This is a genomic window from Serratia sp. BW106 (genome assembly GCF_002607755.1).
GTDB classification, from domain to species: domain Bacteria; phylum Pseudomonadota; class Gammaproteobacteria; order Enterobacterales; family Enterobacteriaceae; genus Serratia; species Serratia proteamaculans.
The window spans coordinates 126410-143190 of sequence record NZ_MCGS01000010.1 but is presented as its reverse complement, the minus strand read 5'-3'; the positions used below and the strand labels follow the sequence as shown (position 1 = coordinate 143190).

Below are 16781 nucleotides of genomic sequence, written 5' to 3'. Positions count from 1 at the left end.
TCAACATGAACGGTTATTTTGCTTACGATGCGGGCTGGCTGGAACAACGACACGCGTTGCATACCGCACGTGAGATTTGGCAGCAGCCGGATTTATGGGCCGCCCTGCACCAGCAGTTACAGCAGCAACAAGCGCTGTGGCAGCCTTTCCTTGACCCGCTGCTGGCTAACCCTCGCCTGCAGATTGTGCTGTGCGGCGCGGGCAGCTCTGCCTTCGCCGGCCGCGCGTTGGCGCCCTGGCTGCGTGAGAAAACCGGCCGTGACGTGGTGGCCTACGGCACTACCGATATTGTCGCCAACCCGCACCAGTACCTCGATCTTACGCGCCCTACGCTGCTGGTCTCTTTCGCCCGATCCGGCAACAGCCCGGAGAGCGTGGCAACGGTGGAACTGGCAGACCAACTGCTGCCGGAAAGCTATCACCTGATGCTGGTGTGCAACCCGGACAGCCAATTGGCGCAATATGCCCATCAGCGCGACAACGTCTGTTCATTGGTGATGCCACAGGGCTCCAACGATCAAAGCTTCGCCATGTCCTCCAGCTTTAGCTGCATGATGCTGTCTGCCGCGCTATTGCTCGGCCCGCAGTCCCTGGCCGAGGCCCAGCGGCCTCTGACGGCGATGGTCGCACGCTGCAATGAACTGCGTGAAACCCTGCAGCCTCAGGTGAAAGCATTGGCGGCCAGCGGTTTCCGGCGTTATATCACGCTGGGTGGCAGTTGCTTCACCGGGCTGGCAGAAGAGGCTTCGTTGAAGATGCTGGAGCTGACGGCCGGACAGATTGTCACCCGCTACGATTCGCCGCTCGGCCTGCGCCATGGCCCCAAGTTTATGGTCGATAACCAGACCCTGGTCCTGCTGATGTTCTCCAGCGGCGACTATGCCCGTCAGTACGATCGCGATTTGTGGAATGAGCTGCAACGTGACGGGCTGGCAATGCAGATGGTCGGCCTGGCCGGCAGCACCCAGCCGCTGTGCGACATGATACTGAACCTCCACCACGCCGAAGATGACGTCTGGCTGCTGTTCCCTTACCTGTTATTCACCCAGATGCTGGCATTTGAAAGTTCGCTGGCGCTTGACCTGACGCCAGATAACCCGTGCCCGACCGGTGAAGTTAACCGGGTAGTGAAAGGCGTCACCATTTACCGTTATCCGTCATCTGTGGCGTAAGGAATCTCTATGTACCTGATATCCAACCGCGAAATGCTGCTGAAAGCGCAGCGCCAGGGGTATGCCGTACCGGCGTTCAACGTTCATAATCTGGAAACCGTGCAGGTGGTGGCGGAAACCGCCGCCGAACTCCGCTCGCCGGTGATCATGGCCGGTACACCCGGCACCTTCAGCTATGCCGGTACTGACTATTTGATTGGCATCTGCCAGGCGGCCGCACACCGTTACGATCTGCCGTTGGCGCTGCATCTGGACCACCACGAAGAAATGGATGATATCGAACACAAGGTCAAAAGCGGTATTCGTTCGGTGATGATCGACGGCTCACACCTGCCATTCGCGCAGAATATTGCCAAGGTGGCCGAGGCCGTGGCGCTGTGCCACCGCTACGGGGCCAGCGTAGAGGCCGAACTGGGCCGCCTCGGTGGGCAGGAGGACGACCTGATTGTCGATTCTACCGACAGCTTCTTTACTGACCCGGCCGCCGCGCGTGAATTTGTCACCGCGACCGGTATCGATTCGCTGGCCGTGGCGATTGGTTCCGCCCACGGGTTGTACCATGGCGAACCCAAACTGGATTTTGATCGTCTGGCGCTGATCCGCGAGCAGGTCGATATCCCGCTGGTGCTGCACGGCGCCTCCGGCATTCCTGAAGCCATGGTAAAACGCGCCATTTCACTGGGGGTCTGCAAGGTCAACGTGGCGACCGAGCTGAAAATCGCCTTTGCCGACGCGGTGAAGAGCTATTTCTCCCAGCACCCGGACGCCAACGATCCACGCAAGTACATCGTGCCCGGCAAACTGGCGATGAAAGAGGTGGTTGCCGAGAAAATCCGCATCTGCGGCAGCAGCGGCATGCTGTAACTCAGAATAAAGCACCAAGCCTGGCCGCCGTTTCAGATTCAACTGCGGCCATAACCATTTTTTTAACGTGACAGAGTTCACAGTACACCGGCTACATTCTCCTGCTAATCATTAAGCCGCCTTCACCATGATCTAAATCATAGTTTTTCCCACCCCCCACCCTATTATTAAATCCATCGGCACTAAAAATTAAGAATAGTATATAAGATATTAAAGAAGGAAAATCGAAAGTTTTTGTTTGCGGATGAAGTCAGGCATATCTGTTTAAACTTTATTTAATTGGAATCACTTATTTTATCAGTTCATTTTAAAAAGGAATTAATAATGAAAAACTCTATCATGGCATTGGTGTTACTGGCCCTCCTCCCTGCTACCTTACAGGCAGCTCAGGGCGGCACCATCCGCTTTACGGGTAAAATCACCTCCCCGGCCTGCACTATCAAACATCAAGATGAAGGAATCATCTCCAGTTGCTTTGGTCAAACCTCGACGAACGGCAATGGCTATATCATCACCCCATTAAATAAAATATCACCTGAACTAGTTTCCAACGTGACAACCGAAATGATTAATAATAACGAAAAACTAAAGAACATCACAATAAGCTATAAATAACCTGCGGTACTTTTATTAATAACCTACGTTACTTTTATTAATCACCTGCGGTATTTGTTTAGTATTAATTTTGATTCAATTAAATAAACTTATTGAAGATTTATAAATTTATTTTATACATTTGAGGCATAAATCTACACACCACATTCATTCTCACAGTATGGGCGACCTCAGGTTGCCCATCTGTATGTCCGGAATCCGCCATCGCTCCCCCGCATTTCATGTAATAATCGGCTCATCAAACAAGAGGAGTGTTCACATGCAAACTTTTTTTATTGACCGTATGGCGACGCCAGTGGGTGAACTGGTGCTGATTGCCGATGAGCAGGACCGGTTACGCGCCATCGACTGGACTGAGCATGAAGTACGCCTGATGAAGCTGCTGAATACTCACTACCGTGCCGATCGCTTCCAACTGGTAGACAAATCCAATCCTGGTGGCCTGACCGATGCCATGCAGCGCTATTTTTCTGGTGAGCTGGATGTCATTGATCAGTTGCCGGTGATGACCGCCGGCACCGAATTCCAGCGTAGTGTGTGGCAGCAACTGCGTCAGATCCCATGCGGTGAGATCATTACCTATGGCGAATTGGCGAAACGCATCGGTCGCCCGACTGCCTCACGTGCAGTAGGTATGGCCAACGGCTCCAACCCCATCAGTATCGTGGTCCCCTGCCACCGGGTGATCGGTTCGCAGGGCGCATTGACTGGTTATGCCGGCGGCGTTCAGCGAAAACAATGGCTGTTAAAGCATGAAGGCTATTTGCAAAACGAACTGCTTTAACCCCCCCGCAGCCGGACATCGCAAGATACCCCGGCTGCGCAAAGCGTTACGTATTGCTGTAAGTGGCAAGGAAATCAAAACATTTCAGGCAACTACAGAACAATCTGCGGCATGCTTGCTCAAATTTCGCACAGAATGCCCCCGTTGTTATTAATGCTACCCTTATCACCTGCAAGAAAAGATGTTAAAATTGACGCATATCAATTATTGAATGAGCGTAATCTATGATCCCGGAAAAACGCGTGATTCGTCGTATCCAGTCTGGTGGTTGTGCGATCCATTGTCAGGATTGCAGTATCAGCCAACTGTGTATTCCTTTTACTCTTAATGCTCATGAGCTGGACCAGCTCGACAACATTATCGAAAGGAAAAAGCCTATCCAGAAGGGCCAGACCCTGTTCAAGGCGGGCGACGAGCTGAAATCGCTGTACGCTATCCGCTCCGGGACCATCAAGAGTTACACCATCACCGAACAAGGTGATGAGCAGATCACCGGCTTCCACCTGGCGGGCGATCTGGTTGGCTTTGACGCTATTGGCGGCCTGAAACACCCAAGCTTCGCTCAGGCGCTGGAAACCTCCATGGTGTGTGAGATCCCCTTCGAAACCCTGGATGACCTGTCCGGCAAAATGCCAAACCTGCGCCAGCAAATCATGCGTCTGATGAGCGGCGAGATTAAAGGCGACCAAGACATGATCCTGCTGTTGTCGAAGAAAAATGCCGAAGAGCGCCTGGCGGCTTTCGTCTATAACCTGTCGCGCCGTTTTGCGGAACGCGGTTTCTCACCCCGTGAGTTCCGCCTGACCATGACCCGTGGCGATATCGGCAACTACCTTGGTCTGACGGTAGAAACCATCAGCCGCCTGCTGGGCCGCTTCCAGAAAAGCGAAATCCTCAGCGTTAAAGGCAAATACATCACCATCGAAAACGTCGACGCCCTGTCGGTGCTGGCCGGTACGCCACGGATTAACGTGACCGTAAACGCCTGATCCTAAGCTGGGTTGGTAATTCAACAGAATTATTGACCCAGCACATCTCTGCCACTGTTCTGTTTTTCAATGTTGGGTTACTCTGTAAATTAACAGACTGTTGAATTTCAGCTGTAAGGAGGCCCTATGGCGAAGTATCAGAATCTTCTGGTGGCTATTGACCCCAATCAGGACGACCAGCCGGCACTACGCCGGGCGGTATACCTGATAAAACGAAATGGCGGGCGCATTAAGGCCTTCCTGCCTATTTACGACTTCTCTTACGAGATGACGACCTTGCTCTCCCCGGACGAAAGAACGGCGATGCGACAAGGTGTTATCAGCCAACGTGCCGCGTGGATCAACGAGCAATGCCGTTTTTACCTCGACGAAGGCGTCCCTATAGAAATCAAAGTGGTCTGGCATAACCGTCCTTATGAGGCGATTATTCAGGAAGTGATCGCCGGTAAGCACGATCTGCTGCTGAAAATGGCGCATCAACACGACCGGCTGGAATCCGTAATTTTCACCCCAACCGACTGGCACCTGCTACGCAAATGCCCTTGCCCGGTGTGGATGGTCAAGGATCAACCCTGGCAGGAAGGCAGCAAAGCCGTGGTGGCGGTTAATCTGGCCAGCGAAGAACCCTACCATGACCCATTGAACATCAAGCTGGTGCAGGAAACCGTTGAACTGGCACAAAACGTCAACCAAACCGAAGTGCATCTGGTCGGCGCCTACCCCGTTACTCCCATTAATATCGCTATCGAGCTGCCTGATTTTGACCCCAGTGTCTACAACGATGCCATTCGCGGGCAACACCTGATCGCCATGAAGGCGTTAAGGCAGAAATTCTGCATTAAAGAAGAATTTACCCACGTTGAGAAAGGTCTGCCGGAAGAGGTGATCCCCGATTTGGCCGAGCACTTGCAGGCAGGTGTGGTGGTGCTAGGTACCCTGGGCCGTACCGGCATTTCGGCGGCGTTTATTGGCAACACGGCAGAACATGTGATCGATCATCTGAAATGTGACCTGCTGGTGATTAAGCCGGAAAACTTCAATTGCCCGATCGAAGCTGATGAGGACGATGAGCACGACGACGAAGATTGATGTTTAGCGCATAAAAAAACGGGCCCTGACAGGCCCGTTTTTATTGGCTTTCGTTACGCCTGCAACGCACGCAGAATCGCTTCCACACTCTCTTTGGCATCGCCAAACAGCATCTGGGTGTTCTCTTTAAAGAACAGCGGGTTCTGCACGCCAGCATAACCGGTGTTCATCGAACGTTTAAAGGCAATCACGTTTTGCGCTTTCCACACTTCCAGCACCGGCATACCGGCAATTGGGCTGCGTGGATCTTCCAACGCGGCCGGGTTCACCGTATCGTTGGCGCCGATCACCAGCACGGTGTCGGTGTCCGCGAAATCGTCATTGATTTCGTCCATTTCCAGCACCACGTCATAGGGTACCCTGGCTTCGGCCAGCAGCACGTTCATGTGGCCCGGCAAGCGCCCGGCAACCGGGTGAATACCAAAGCGCACCTTGATGCCGCGTGCACGCAGTTTCTCGGTGATTTCTGCCACCGGGTACTGCGCCTGCGCCACCGCCATGCCATAGCCTGGAGTGATGATCACCGAAGTGGAGTTCTTCAACTGCTCGGCCACTTCTTCCGCGGTGGTTTCGCGATACTCGCCCATTTCTTCCGCATTACCGGTCGAAGAGCCATCGGTACCAAACCCGCCGGCGATCACGCTGATGAACGACCGGTTCATCGCCTTACACATGATGTAAGACAGGATGGCACCCGAAGAGCCCACCAACGCACCGGTCACGATCAGCAGATCGTTGCTCAGCATGAAGCCGGCCGCCGCTGCCGCCCACCCCGAATAGGAGTTGAGCATCGACACCACCACCGGCATGTCAGCACCGCCGATGGATGCCACCAGATGCCAGCCAAACGCCAGTGCAATAGCGGTCATCAGCACCAGTGCCACCGCCTGCCAACCCACGCTGTCGGCACGAACAAACACCACCAGCAGCAGGAAGGAGACCACCAGTGCCGCCAGGTTCATTTTGTGGCGATTTGGCAGCGCCAGCGGTTTGGATGAGATGATGCCGCGCAGTTTACCGAAGGCCACAATCGAACCGGTGAAGGTAACCGCACCGATAAAGATACCGAGGAACACTTCGGTCAGATGGATATTCTCCATCACCGGTTCCATCGCAGCACCGTGATCCAGGTAGCTGTTTAACCCCACCAGGACCGCAGCCAGGCCCACAAAGCTGTGCAGCACCGCCACCAGTTCTGGCATTTCGGTCATTTCGACCTTTTTCGCCAGATAGACCCCGATGGAACCCCCGATAATCATCGCGATGATGATCCAGCCCACGTTGCCGGAGTCCGGCCCGAGGATGGTGGCGATCAGCGCAATTGCCATCCCGGCGACGCCAAACAGGTTGCCGCGTTTTGACGTTTCATGGCGCGACAAGCCAGCCAGGCTACAAATAAACAGGATAGCGGCGACAATGTATGCAGCTGTAACTAATCCTCCAGACATATGCTACCCCTTAGTTCTTGCGGAACATCTTCAGCATGCGCTGAGTGACGGTGAATCCACCAAAAATGTTGATGCTGGCGATCAGCACGGCGATAAAGGAGAGGAAACTCACCCAGCCGCCATGGCCAATCTGCAATAACGCACCGACCACGATAATCCCTGAGATCGCATTGGTGACCGACATCAACGGGGTATGCAATGCATGGCTGACGTTCCACACCACGTAGTAACCCACCACGCAGGCCAGCGCAAACACGGTAAAGTGAGACAGGAACTCTTTCGGTGCGGCGTTGGCCAGCCAGCCAAACAGGATGATGGCTAACGCCATCAGGCCATATTTCAGCCACGGCGAAACCGGTTTTGCCGCCGGTTTGGCAACGGGGGCGGCGGCCTGCGCCGGTTTAGGCTGGGCAGAAACCTGGATAGGTGGTGCCGGCCAGGTGACTTCGCCACTGCGTACTACGGTAACGCCGCGGATCACGGTGTCTTCGAAATCTACGTCGATTTCGCCGTTCTTCTCTTTCGACAGCAGCTTCAGCAGGTTAACCAGGTTGGTGCCGTAAAGCTGTGAAGACTGGGTGGGCAGGCGGCTTGGCAGATCGGTATAACCAATGATTTTCACGCCGTTGTCGGTAACGGTCACTCGGTCGGCGACGGTCAGTTCACAGTTACCGCCGTTTTGCGCCGCCAGATCGACGATCACGCTGCCGGGCTTCATTGAAGCCACCATCTCTTTGGTGATCAGCTTCGGTGCAGGTTTACCCGGGATCAGCGCGGTGGTGACAATGATGTCGACCTCGGCCGCCTGAGCGGCAAACAGTGCCATCTCGGCCTTGATGAAGGCTTCGGACATCACTTTGGCATAACCGTCGCCGCTGCCCGCTTCTTCCTCAAAATCCAGCTCGAGGAATTCGGCCCCCATGCTCTGTACTTGCTCTTTGACTTCCGGACGGGTGTCGAAGGCGCGAACAATGGCCCCCAGACTGCCTGCGGCACCGATCGCCGCCAGACCTGCAACGCCGGCACCGATGATCATGACCTTGGCTGGTGGAACCTTGCCCGCGGCGGTGATCTGGCCGGTGAAGAAGCGGCCGAATTCGTGTGCGGCCTCAACAATCGCGCGGTAACCGGCGATGTTGGCCATTGAGCTCAGTGCATCCATGGACTGCGCACGTGAAATACGCGGCACCGAGTCCATAGCCATTGCGGTGACGTTACGTTCAGCCAACTTCGCGATCAGCTCCGGGTTTTGCGCCGGCCAGATAAAGCTGACCAGGGTGCTACCCTCACGCATTAACGCGATCTCGTCCTCAAGCGGTGCGTTAACTTTCAAAATCAGATCCGACTGCCAAACATCGGCCGTGTCGGTGATCGTTGCCCCAGCGGCTTCATAAGCGCCATCGTCAAAACTTGCCAGTTTGCCCGCCCCGCTTTCAATCGCGACGGTAAAGCCCAGCTTCAGCAATTGTTCCACCGTTTTCGGCGTTGCTGCGACCCGGGCTTCATTGGCCAACCGTTCTCTTGGTACACCAATACGCATAATGTTCCCTTCTCACCTGTCTTTGATGATGTTTATTATCTTCCTACCCATAGCGATGGCCCCGGCCGACAAGCTTTTTGTTAACCTTGTCGGCAGCGAATTAAGACGCCATCTATAACCTACTGAAAATATGATCGATGATCCATAATTGCTTACGCATTCAGGTCTGTTTTTACATAAAAACGCAGGCAACGACATGACAAATCGCAATTTAAAGTTAAAAAGCCCGCTGGAATACCGTTTTTACGGCCATATTGTGGCAGCCATCAGGTTGAGAACTTCCGGCGTTGCGCGGCAGTAACGCATAAAAGTTATAAAATTGTGAATAATTAACACTTATGACATCAAAGGCTTTATTATTGAAACTTATGACGATTCTGCGCAAAATAACGGGCACGCTCGTTCAAGGGATTTGTCTCATGGGATAACATAAAATGCTGAGACACTGCTCGAGATTACATGTAATAATCGGCGGCTGAATTACACCTAAACAGTTCAGCACGTTATCAACGTTAATGCGCTAGGCGAAAGGATTTTTTATGAAGCTGAAGAACACGATCATCGCATCAGCCTTGTTATCACTCACTGCGCTGTCTGCTCAGGCGGCACAAGAGTTAACTCCTGAAAAAGCAGCGGCGCTGAAGCCGTTTGATCGCATCACGATTACCGGCCGCTTTAATGCCATCAATGAAGCCGTTGATGCCGTATCCCGCCGTGCAGACAAACTGGGCGCAGACTCCTTCTACATCCAGGACAGCAATAACAGCAATAACGGCGGCAACTGGCGCGTCACCGCAGATCTTTATCATAAAGATGCGCCGGAAGTGAGCAAAGAGCCGAAGTACCGCGTGATTAACGGCGTTACAGAGCTGCCGAAAGAACAAGCCTTCCTGCTGGAGCCGTACGACACGGTGAGCGTCAGCGGCTTCTACCGCAGCCAGCCGGACATCAACGATGCCATCACCAAAGAAGCGAAAAAGAAAGGCGCAGCCTCGTTCTTTATCGTACGTCAGGTCGATGCCAATCAGGGCGGCAACCAATTCATTACCGCCTATATCTATAAAGCCGATGCCCCTAAACGTGCAGTACAGAGCCCGGATGCCATCCCGGCCGACTCTGAAGCCGGTAAGGCCGCACTGGCTGCCGGTGGCGCTGCTGCTGCCAAGGTTGAAATCCCGGGTGTTGCCTCTTCCGGCTCACCAAGCCGTGACGTGGGCCGTTTCTTCGAAACCCAGTCTTCTACCGGCAAACGTTATACTGTCACTTTACCGAACGGTACCCAGATTCAGGAAGTGAACAACGTGACTGCTGCGCAGATGGTGCCGTTTGATTCTGTGACCTTCACTGGCCACTTCAACAGCATGACCGACGTTTCTACCGAAGTTGCTAAACGTGCTGCCGAGAAAGGCGCCAAGTACTATCACGTGACCCGCCAGTGGCAGAACAAGAGCGGCGGTAACCTGACCGTCAGCGCTGACCTGTTCAAATAAGTTTCACTTTGCGGTTTACCATCGGGCAGCCATTGAGCTGTCCGTTTTTTTTGGGTCGCGCAGCGCCCTGCCAGTTGAATAGTTTTTTGTAAATTACGCATACTTAATCATTGCATCCATCCGCATCCATCCGTAGAATTTGCGCCAATTTTTAGGGCTATTGTCTACTCGTTCAGTAATTGCCATTACGTTGTTACTGCCAAGCAGTTCCCTCCCAGTTGTTTATTCTGCGTTCAGGATCCGTCATTGGAAAAGAAATTAGGTCTTACCGCGTTAACCGCATTGGTGCTGAGCTCAATGCTGGGTGCCGGGGTTTTCAGCCTGCCACAAAACATGGCGCAGGTCGCCAGCCCGGCGGCCCTGCTGCTGGGTTGGGCGATTACCGGCGTCGGCATCCTGTTTCTGGCTTTTGCCATGCTGTTGCTTACCCGCCTGCGTCCCGATCTGGACGGCGGCATATTCACCTATGCGAAAGAAGGTTTTGGCGAGCTGGTCGGGTTCTGTTCTGCCTGGGGCTATTGGCTGTGCGCGGTGATCGCCAATGTCTCTTACCTGGTGATCGTGTTTGCCGCGCTGAGTTTATTCACCGATCGCGGCGGTGAGGTCATTCTCGGCGACGGCAATACCTGGCAAGCGCTGCTGGCGGAGTCCGTATTGCTGTGGATCGTCCATGCGCTGGTGCTGCGGGGTGTGCAAACCGCCGCCAGCATCAATCTGGTCGCGACCCTGGCCAAGCTGTTGCCGCTGGGGATGTTTGCCGTGTTGGCCGCGATGGCGTTCAACATGGACGTCTTCACGCTGGATTTCCACGGCGTTGCTCTCGGTAAACCGGTGTGGGAGCAGGTAAAAAATACCATGCTGATTACCCTGTGGGTATTTATCGGTGTGGAAGGTGCAGTGGTGGTTTCTGCGCGGGCACGTCATAAGAAGGATGTCGGCCGTGCCACCATGCTGGCAGTGATCTCCGCATTGGCGGTGTATCTGTTGGTGACATTGTTATCACTGGGCGTGGTGCCGCGCAGCGAATTGGCCGAGATGCGCAATCCTTCTATGGCGGTGCTGATGGTCGATCTGATTGGCCCCTGGGGTGATGTGATTATCGCGGCCGGGCTGATCGTTTCGGTCTGCGGGGCTTACCTGAGCTGGACGATTATGGCCGCCGAAGTGCCGTTGCTGGCCGCTCAACACGGCGCTTTCCCGAAGATTTTCCGCAAGCAGAACAAGAACCACGCGCCCTCGGCTTCGCTATGGCTGACCAATATTGCGGTTCAGTTCGCTCTGGTGCTGATCTGGCTGACCGGCAGTAACTACAATTCTCTGCTGACTATCGCTTCGGAAATGATCCTGGTGCCTTATTTCCTGGTCGGTGCCTTCCTGTTCAAGGTGGCGATCCGTCGTCAGGACAAACGGCTGATGTTCGCCGCGACAGGCGCCTGCCTGTATGGAATCTGGCTGCTCTACGCTTCAGGATTGATGCACTTGCTGATGTCGGTGCTGCTGTATGCGCCGGGGCTGCTGGTGTTTATCTATGCCCGCAGCGGACATGATGACGTCAAATTGCTGAATCAACTGGAGAAAAGCAGTATTTTTCTGTTGCTGGTGGCCACGGTACCGGCCGGCTGGTTTATGCTGCAGTAGGTGAAGAATGGCCGGGTGGGATCACCCGGTCAGTAACTTTGAGACTGGTGCAGACTGATGGTCATGCGTTCCCCAACCTGAGAGATAATAACCCCCTCAACGCACTCTTGCTGAATGGTCGCCAACTGCTGCATATCCAGAGCATAGGGCAATTTAATGTCGAATACTGCCAACCCCTGCTGCTGCGCCAGATCGATCAGGCGCACGATGTTGGTTTCGTCGCTGACCTGGGTGGAAACCACCTGCAGCGCCAACGCTTCCAACTGCTCTTTCCGCGTTTGTGAAGCGGAAGCCTGAGATTTCAATACCATGCCAAAAAATGGCATCACGCCATAGATTGCATCAACAAAGCGCCAGTGCTTCTTGCACGATGCGGACAGAAAATCCATGTAATCAAAGCAGATTCTCTCACTGCGGGCGACGGGTGCAAGGTGACTGCTGTTCATCCCTTCCTCTCATTGCCAGTGTATTACATCCTGAAATGGATAATCGATGCGAAGCTTTAACGAATTTCCGCCGTATAATGGCATAATTCCCCTATTGTTTGCCAGTCTGTCCAGGAGCTTTAATCAATGGAACATCACAACTCAGCCCCGGTGCTGATTACGGGCGGCGCACGCCGGATTGGACTGGCGCTGACCAGGTCATTCTTGCAACGCGATATTCCCGTGATCATCGCCTATCGCAGCGACTACCCGGCACTGAGCGAGCTGAAAAGACTGGGGGCAATCTGCATTCAGGGCGATTTCGCAACGCACGACGGCATCTACCGTTTTGCTGAGCAGGTTCGTCAGGTCGCTCCCAAACTGCGCGCGGTGATCCACAACGCCAGCGCCTGGCAGGCCGAATCGCCGGAAGTGCCGCCGGAGCAGGTTATGGCGGCCATGCTGCAAATTCACGTTTATACCCCTTATCTGCTCAATCAATTGCTGGAGCCCTGCCTGCTGGGCCAGGGACAAGCCGGTGCGGATATTATCCACCTGACCGACTATGTGGTGGAGAAAGGCAGCGATAAACACATTGCCTATGCCGCCAGTAAGGCCGCACTGGACAATATGACCCGTTCATTTGCCCGCAAGCTGGCGCCAGAGGTCAAAGTCAACGCCATCGCACCGGCGCTGATTATCTTCAATCCGGGTGATGACGAGCCGTATCGTCAGCAGGCGCTGGCAAAATCACTGATGAAAATCGCCCCTGGCGAGTGTGAAGTGGTCAACCTGGTGAACTACCTGCTGGAAAGCCGTTATGTCACCGGCCGTACCCATGGCGTAGACGGTGGCCGTCCACTGCGCTAGCGCACAGATCTGCATGGTATATCGCGGCCCCCCGCGCTATGCTGAATTTCGTTATTCTGATAAAACCGCTGAATATGCATAAAATTGTTTTTGTGGAAGACGATCCGGAAGTCGGCAAACTGATTGCCGCCTATCTGGGCAAGCACGACATTGATGTATTGATTGAGCCACGCGGCGACAGTGCGCAGGCACGCATCGAGTTGGAACAACCGGATCTGGTGCTGCTGGACATCATGTTACCCGGCAAGGACGGCATGACGCTGTGTCGCGATCTGCGCCCGACCTTCCCCGGCCCAATTGTGCTGCTCACCTCACTCGACAGCGACATGAACCATATCCTGTCGTTGGAAATGGGCGCTAACGATTACATCCTGAAAACCACGCCACCGGCAGTATTACTGGCGCGGCTACGTCTGCATCTGCGTCAGCATGGCAATCAGCCAAAGGAAGAATCGACTCAGCCGATCACCCAACACAACGCCTTGCACTTCGGCTTGCTATGCATCGACCCGGTCAACCGTCAGGTGACGCTGGGCGAAGAGATCATCACCCTTTCCACCTCAGATTTTGATCTGCTGTGGGAACTGGCCACCCATGCCGGGCAAATCATGGATCGCGAAGCCCTGCTGCAAAACCTGCGCGGCGTGAGTTATGACGGTCTGGATCGCAGTATCGACGTGGCGATTTCCCGCCTGCGACGCAAGCTGTACGATAATGCGCTGGAGCCCTTCCGCGTGAAAACCGTGCGCAATAAGGGCTATCTGTTCGCCCCGAATGCCTGGGAGTTCGTGCAGCAATGAGAAAGCTTTTTGTGCAGTTCTTCCTGCTGCTTTTCGTTTGCTTCCTGGTGATGGCGATGCTGGTGGGGTTGGTGTACAAAGTCACCGCCGAACGCGCCGGCCGCCAGTCGATGGACGACCTGATGAAAAGCTCGCTGTACCTGATGCGCAGTGAACTGCGGGAAATTCCGCTGAAAGACTGGAACAAGACCATCGCCACGCTGGACTTGAACCTGTCGTTTAAACTGCACATTGAACCGCTCGGCAAACAGGATCTGAGTGAAGATCTGATGAAGCGGCTACGTCTTGGGGAAATTATCGCCCTCGACGACCAATACACCTTTATGCAGCGGATTCCACGCAGCCACTACGTGCTGGTCGTCGGGCCGATCCCTTATCTGTTCTATCTGCATCAAATGCGGTTGCTGGATTTGGCCCTGCTGGTGTTTATCGGCATGTCGCTGGCCCTGCCGGTATTTTTGTGGATGCGCCCGCACTGGCAGGACTTGCTCAAGCTGGAAAACGCGGCTCAGCGCCTCGGTGCCGGGCATCTTGATGAACGCACCCATTTCGATCCCACCTCCAGCCTCAATCGGCTCGGGGTGGCGTTTAATCAGATGGCGGATAACGTCAATACGCTGATCGCCAGCAAGAAACAGTTGATCGACGGCATCGCCCATGAGCTGCGAACACCGCTGGTACGGTTGCGCTACCGGCTGGCGATGAGCGATAACCTGACCGAGAGCGAGCAGCAGGCGCTGAACCGCGATATCGGTCAGTTGGAGTCACTGATCGACGAACTGCTGACCTATGCACGTCTCGACCGTCCGCAGGTGGCACTCAATATAGAACCTCTCGATTTACCCAAGTGGCTGGAGGACAAGGCTGACGACCTGCGCCTGATCCACCCGGAACGGGAAATCGAGTTGGATATCCCACACGTCGGCGATTTTGGCGGCGTCGATTTACGGCTAATGGAGCGAGTGCTGGATAACCTGGTGAACAATGCGCTGCGTTATAGTGAAAAACGTCTGCGTATCGGCCTGTGGTTTGACGGCGACAACGCCTGTCTTCAGGTAGAAGACGACGGCCCGGGTATTCCACCGGAAGAACGTGAACGGGTATTCGAACCCTTTGTGCGGCTCGATCCCAGCCGCGATCGCGCCACCGGCGGCTGCGGGTTGGGCCTGGCCATTGTTCATTCTATCGCCGTGGCCTATCAGGGCCAGGTGTACGTAGACGCCAGTTCGCTCGGCGGGGCCAGTTTCCGCTTCTGTTGGCCGCTAAAGCCCACTTTCAATTTAAAAGCAGACCCGGTGTAACCCTGTTTACGCGGCAGCATGAAAACGCGAAAGAGTTATCCGGTTTACAATAAAATGGAGCTAAACGATGACATCTGCACATTCCCCTTCTTCCTACGACGAGCTGCGTGCCATTTTCACCCGACTGTCGCGCTTCGGCCACCTCTCCGCCATTGCCGGCTGGGACATGCAAACCATGATGCCACCAAGTGGCAGCAAAGCGCGTTCGGAAGCGCTGGCCGAGCTGAGCGTGCTGCAACACCAAATTTTAACGGCGGAAAAAACCGGTCGTTTGTTTGAACGCGCACAGCAAGAAACGTTGGATGACATCGATCTGGCTAATTTGCTGGAGATGCGCCGTCAGTACGACAACGCGGTGCTGGTACCGGAATCGCTGGTCGAAGCCAAGTCGCTGGCTGGCGCACGTTGTGAGCACGCCTGGCGTTCCCAACGCCCGGCCAACGACTGGGAAGGTTTCTCGGAAAACCTGCGTGAAGTGGTCAAACTGAGCCGGCAGGAAGCGCAGATCCGCGCCGAAGCGGCAGGCTCCAGCCGTTATGATGCCCTGCTGAACCTGTATGAACCGGGGATGCGCAGCAGCGACATTGACCGTATCTTTGGCGATCTGAAAACCTGGCTGCCCGATCTGCTGCAGAAAGTGGTAGCCAAACAGGCTCAGGAACCTTGCCAGGTTCCGCAGGGGCCGTTCAATGTGGAAACTCAACGTCAACTGAGCCTGAGCGTGATGAAACTGCTTGGCTTTAACTTCGACGGCGGCCGGGTGGACGTCAGCGCACACCCGTTCTGCGGCGGTGTACCGGAAGATGTGCGCATCACTACTCGTTATAACGACAAAGAGTTCCTGACCGCTCTGCTCGGTATCGTGCATGAGACCGGTCATGCCCGTTACGAACAAAATCTTCCGCGTGAATGGTTGGGCCAACCGGTGGCGCAGGCACGCTCTACCGCTATTCATGAATCACAAAGCCTGCTGTTTGAAATGCAGCTGGCGCGCGGCAGCGATTTCCTGAAAATTCTGCGCCCGCTGGTCGTCAATCAATTCGGCGAACAACCGGCGCTGGAAGAAAGTAACTTCATCCGTCTGAATCAACGAGTGAAGCCAGGTCTGATCCGCGTAGACGCTGACGAAGTCAGCTACCCGGCGCACGTGATCCTGCGTTATGAAATTGAGAAGGCCCTGGTCGAAGGCGAGATTGAGGTGGAAGACATCCCGGCGCTGTGGAACGAAAAAATGCGCGGCTACCTGGGCCTGGACACCGTCGGCAACTACCGCAACGGCTGCATGCAGGATATTCACTGGACCGATGGCGCATTTGGTTACTTCCCGACTTATACCCTTGGCGCCATGTATGCCGCGCAACTGTTCAATAGTGCGCGTGAAGCGCTGCCGACGTTGAACAGTGACATCGCCGAAGGCAATCTGAACCCACTGTTCCACTGGCTGAAACAGAATATCTGGCGTCACGGTAGCCGTTTCCCTACCGATACCCTGATCGCCAATGCGACCGGTGAAACCTTGAACCCGAGCTATTTCCGCAAGCATCTGGAAAGCCGTTACCTATAATATCTTCCCCAGGCACGGCTAACCCCGTGCTTTTCCCCCTGTTTTGCCGCAAGTATTCCATAGCGCACTCCCCCTACCCAAGACACCCTGGCCGCAGAGTGCGGGTTGGTTACCTCCTATATGTATGTTGTAACTAAAGTGAGGTTGAAAGGCCGCCAAACCCGGTGGATTAACCGGCCACTATCCACGATG

At 54.6% G+C, this 16781-nt stretch carries 15 protein-coding genes; 12 read left to right on the top strand and 3 right to left on the bottom strand.

Translation table 11 applies throughout. From position 1 onward, the window contains the following. Positions 1 to 5: 5 nt before the first annotated feature. The 6 genes from BEI65_RS08435 to uspE all read left to right on the top strand — a co-directional run bounded on the left by BEI65_RS08435 (position 6) and on the right by uspE (position 5513). Positions 6 to 1172, top strand: a complete 1167-nt coding sequence (locus BEI65_RS08435) for an SIS domain-containing protein (protein ID WP_099062937.1) — start codon at positions 6 to 8, stop codon at positions 1170 to 1172. Positions 1173 to 1181: 9 nt separating this feature from the next. Beyond that, positions 1182 to 2036: a tagatose bisphosphate family class II aldolase gene (locus BEI65_RS08430; protein ID WP_099062936.1), complete on the top strand. Its 855-nt coding sequence runs from the start codon at positions 1182 to 1184 to the stop codon at positions 2034 to 2036. Positions 2037 to 2360: 324 nt separating this feature from the next. After that, positions 2361 to 2651 carry a hypothetical protein gene (locus tag BEI65_RS08425; RefSeq protein ID WP_099062935.1) on the top strand — a complete coding sequence of 97 codons (291 nt, stop codon included), beginning with the start codon at positions 2361 to 2363 and terminating at the stop codon, positions 2649 to 2651. Positions 2652 to 2910: 259 nt separating this feature from the next. Next, entirely contained in the window at positions 2911 to 3435 is a 525-nt protein-coding gene (gene ogt / locus BEI65_RS08420) for a methylated-DNA--[protein]-cysteine S-methyltransferase (protein WP_099062934.1), read from the top strand. A gap of 224 nt (positions 3436 to 3659) precedes the next feature. Further along, entirely contained in the window at positions 3660 to 4424 is a 765-nt protein-coding gene (locus BEI65_RS08415; protein WP_012145310.1) for an FNR family transcription factor, read from the top strand. A gap of 126 nt (positions 4425 to 4550) precedes the next feature. Next, a complete protein-coding gene (gene uspE / locus BEI65_RS08410; RefSeq protein WP_099062933.1) occupies positions 4551 to 5513 on the top strand; it encodes a universal stress protein UspE in 963 nt (320 codons plus the stop codon). A gap of 53 nt (positions 5514 to 5566) precedes the next feature. Here the strand turns inward: uspE and pntB are convergent, their stop codons facing one another. After that, entirely contained in the window at positions 5567 to 6961 is a 1395-nt protein-coding gene (pntB, locus tag BEI65_RS08405; protein WP_085116973.1) for a Re/Si-specific NAD(P)(+) transhydrogenase subunit beta, read from the bottom strand. 10 nt (positions 6962 to 6971) lie between these two features. Continuing rightward, a complete protein-coding gene (gene pntA, locus BEI65_RS08400; protein ID WP_099062932.1) occupies positions 6972 to 8501 on the bottom strand; it encodes a Re/Si-specific NAD(P)(+) transhydrogenase subunit alpha in 1530 nt (509 codons plus the stop codon). 539 nt (positions 8502 to 9040) lie between these two features. Here pntA and ydgH point away from each other — a divergent pair. Continuing rightward, entirely contained in the window at positions 9041 to 9991 is a 951-nt protein-coding gene (gene ydgH / locus BEI65_RS08395) for a DUF1471 family protein YdgH (RefSeq protein WP_099062931.1), read from the top strand. A 246-nt stretch (positions 9992 to 10237) separates the two neighbouring features. Continuing rightward, on the top strand, positions 10238 to 11629 hold the full coding sequence (locus BEI65_RS08390; RefSeq protein ID WP_099062930.1) for an amino acid permease: 1392 nt from the start codon (positions 10238 to 10240) through the stop codon (positions 11627 to 11629). Positions 11630 to 11658: 29 nt separating this feature from the next. Here BEI65_RS08390 and BEI65_RS08385 read toward each other — a convergent pair whose 3' ends face one another. Continuing rightward, complete coding sequence (locus BEI65_RS08385) at positions 11659 to 12075, bottom strand: hypothetical protein (protein WP_099062929.1); 417 nt, start codon at positions 12073 to 12075, stop codon at positions 11659 to 11661. Between the two features lie 126 nt (positions 12076 to 12201). Here BEI65_RS08385 and folM point away from each other — a divergent pair, with 126 nt between their 5' ends. The 4 genes from folM to BEI65_RS08365 all read left to right on the top strand — a co-directional run bounded on the left by folM (position 12202) and on the right by BEI65_RS08365 (position 16589). Then, the gene (gene folM / locus BEI65_RS08380; RefSeq protein WP_099062928.1) at positions 12202 to 12924 is read left to right on the top strand and encodes a dihydromonapterin reductase; all 723 of its coding nucleotides are present in this window, start codon (positions 12202 to 12204) and stop codon (positions 12922 to 12924) included. 74 nt (positions 12925 to 12998) lie between these two features. After that, the gene (rstA, locus tag BEI65_RS08375) at positions 12999 to 13724 is read left to right on the top strand and encodes a two-component system response regulator RstA (protein ID WP_099063046.1); all 726 of its coding nucleotides are present in this window, start codon (positions 12999 to 13001) and stop codon (positions 13722 to 13724) included. Then, the gene (gene rstB / locus BEI65_RS08370; protein WP_099062927.1) at positions 13721 to 15025 is read left to right on the top strand and encodes a two-component system sensor histidine kinase RstB; all 1305 of its coding nucleotides are present in this window, start codon (positions 13721 to 13723) and stop codon (positions 15023 to 15025) included. The genes rstA and rstB overlap by 4 nt, the downstream gene beginning before the upstream one ends. A gap of 67 nt (positions 15026 to 15092) precedes the next feature. Beyond that, positions 15093 to 16589: a carboxypeptidase M32 gene (locus tag BEI65_RS08365; RefSeq protein ID WP_099062926.1), complete on the top strand. Its 1497-nt coding sequence runs from the start codon at positions 15093 to 15095 to the stop codon at positions 16587 to 16589. The last annotated feature ends 192 nt before the right edge of the window (positions 16590 to 16781 follow it).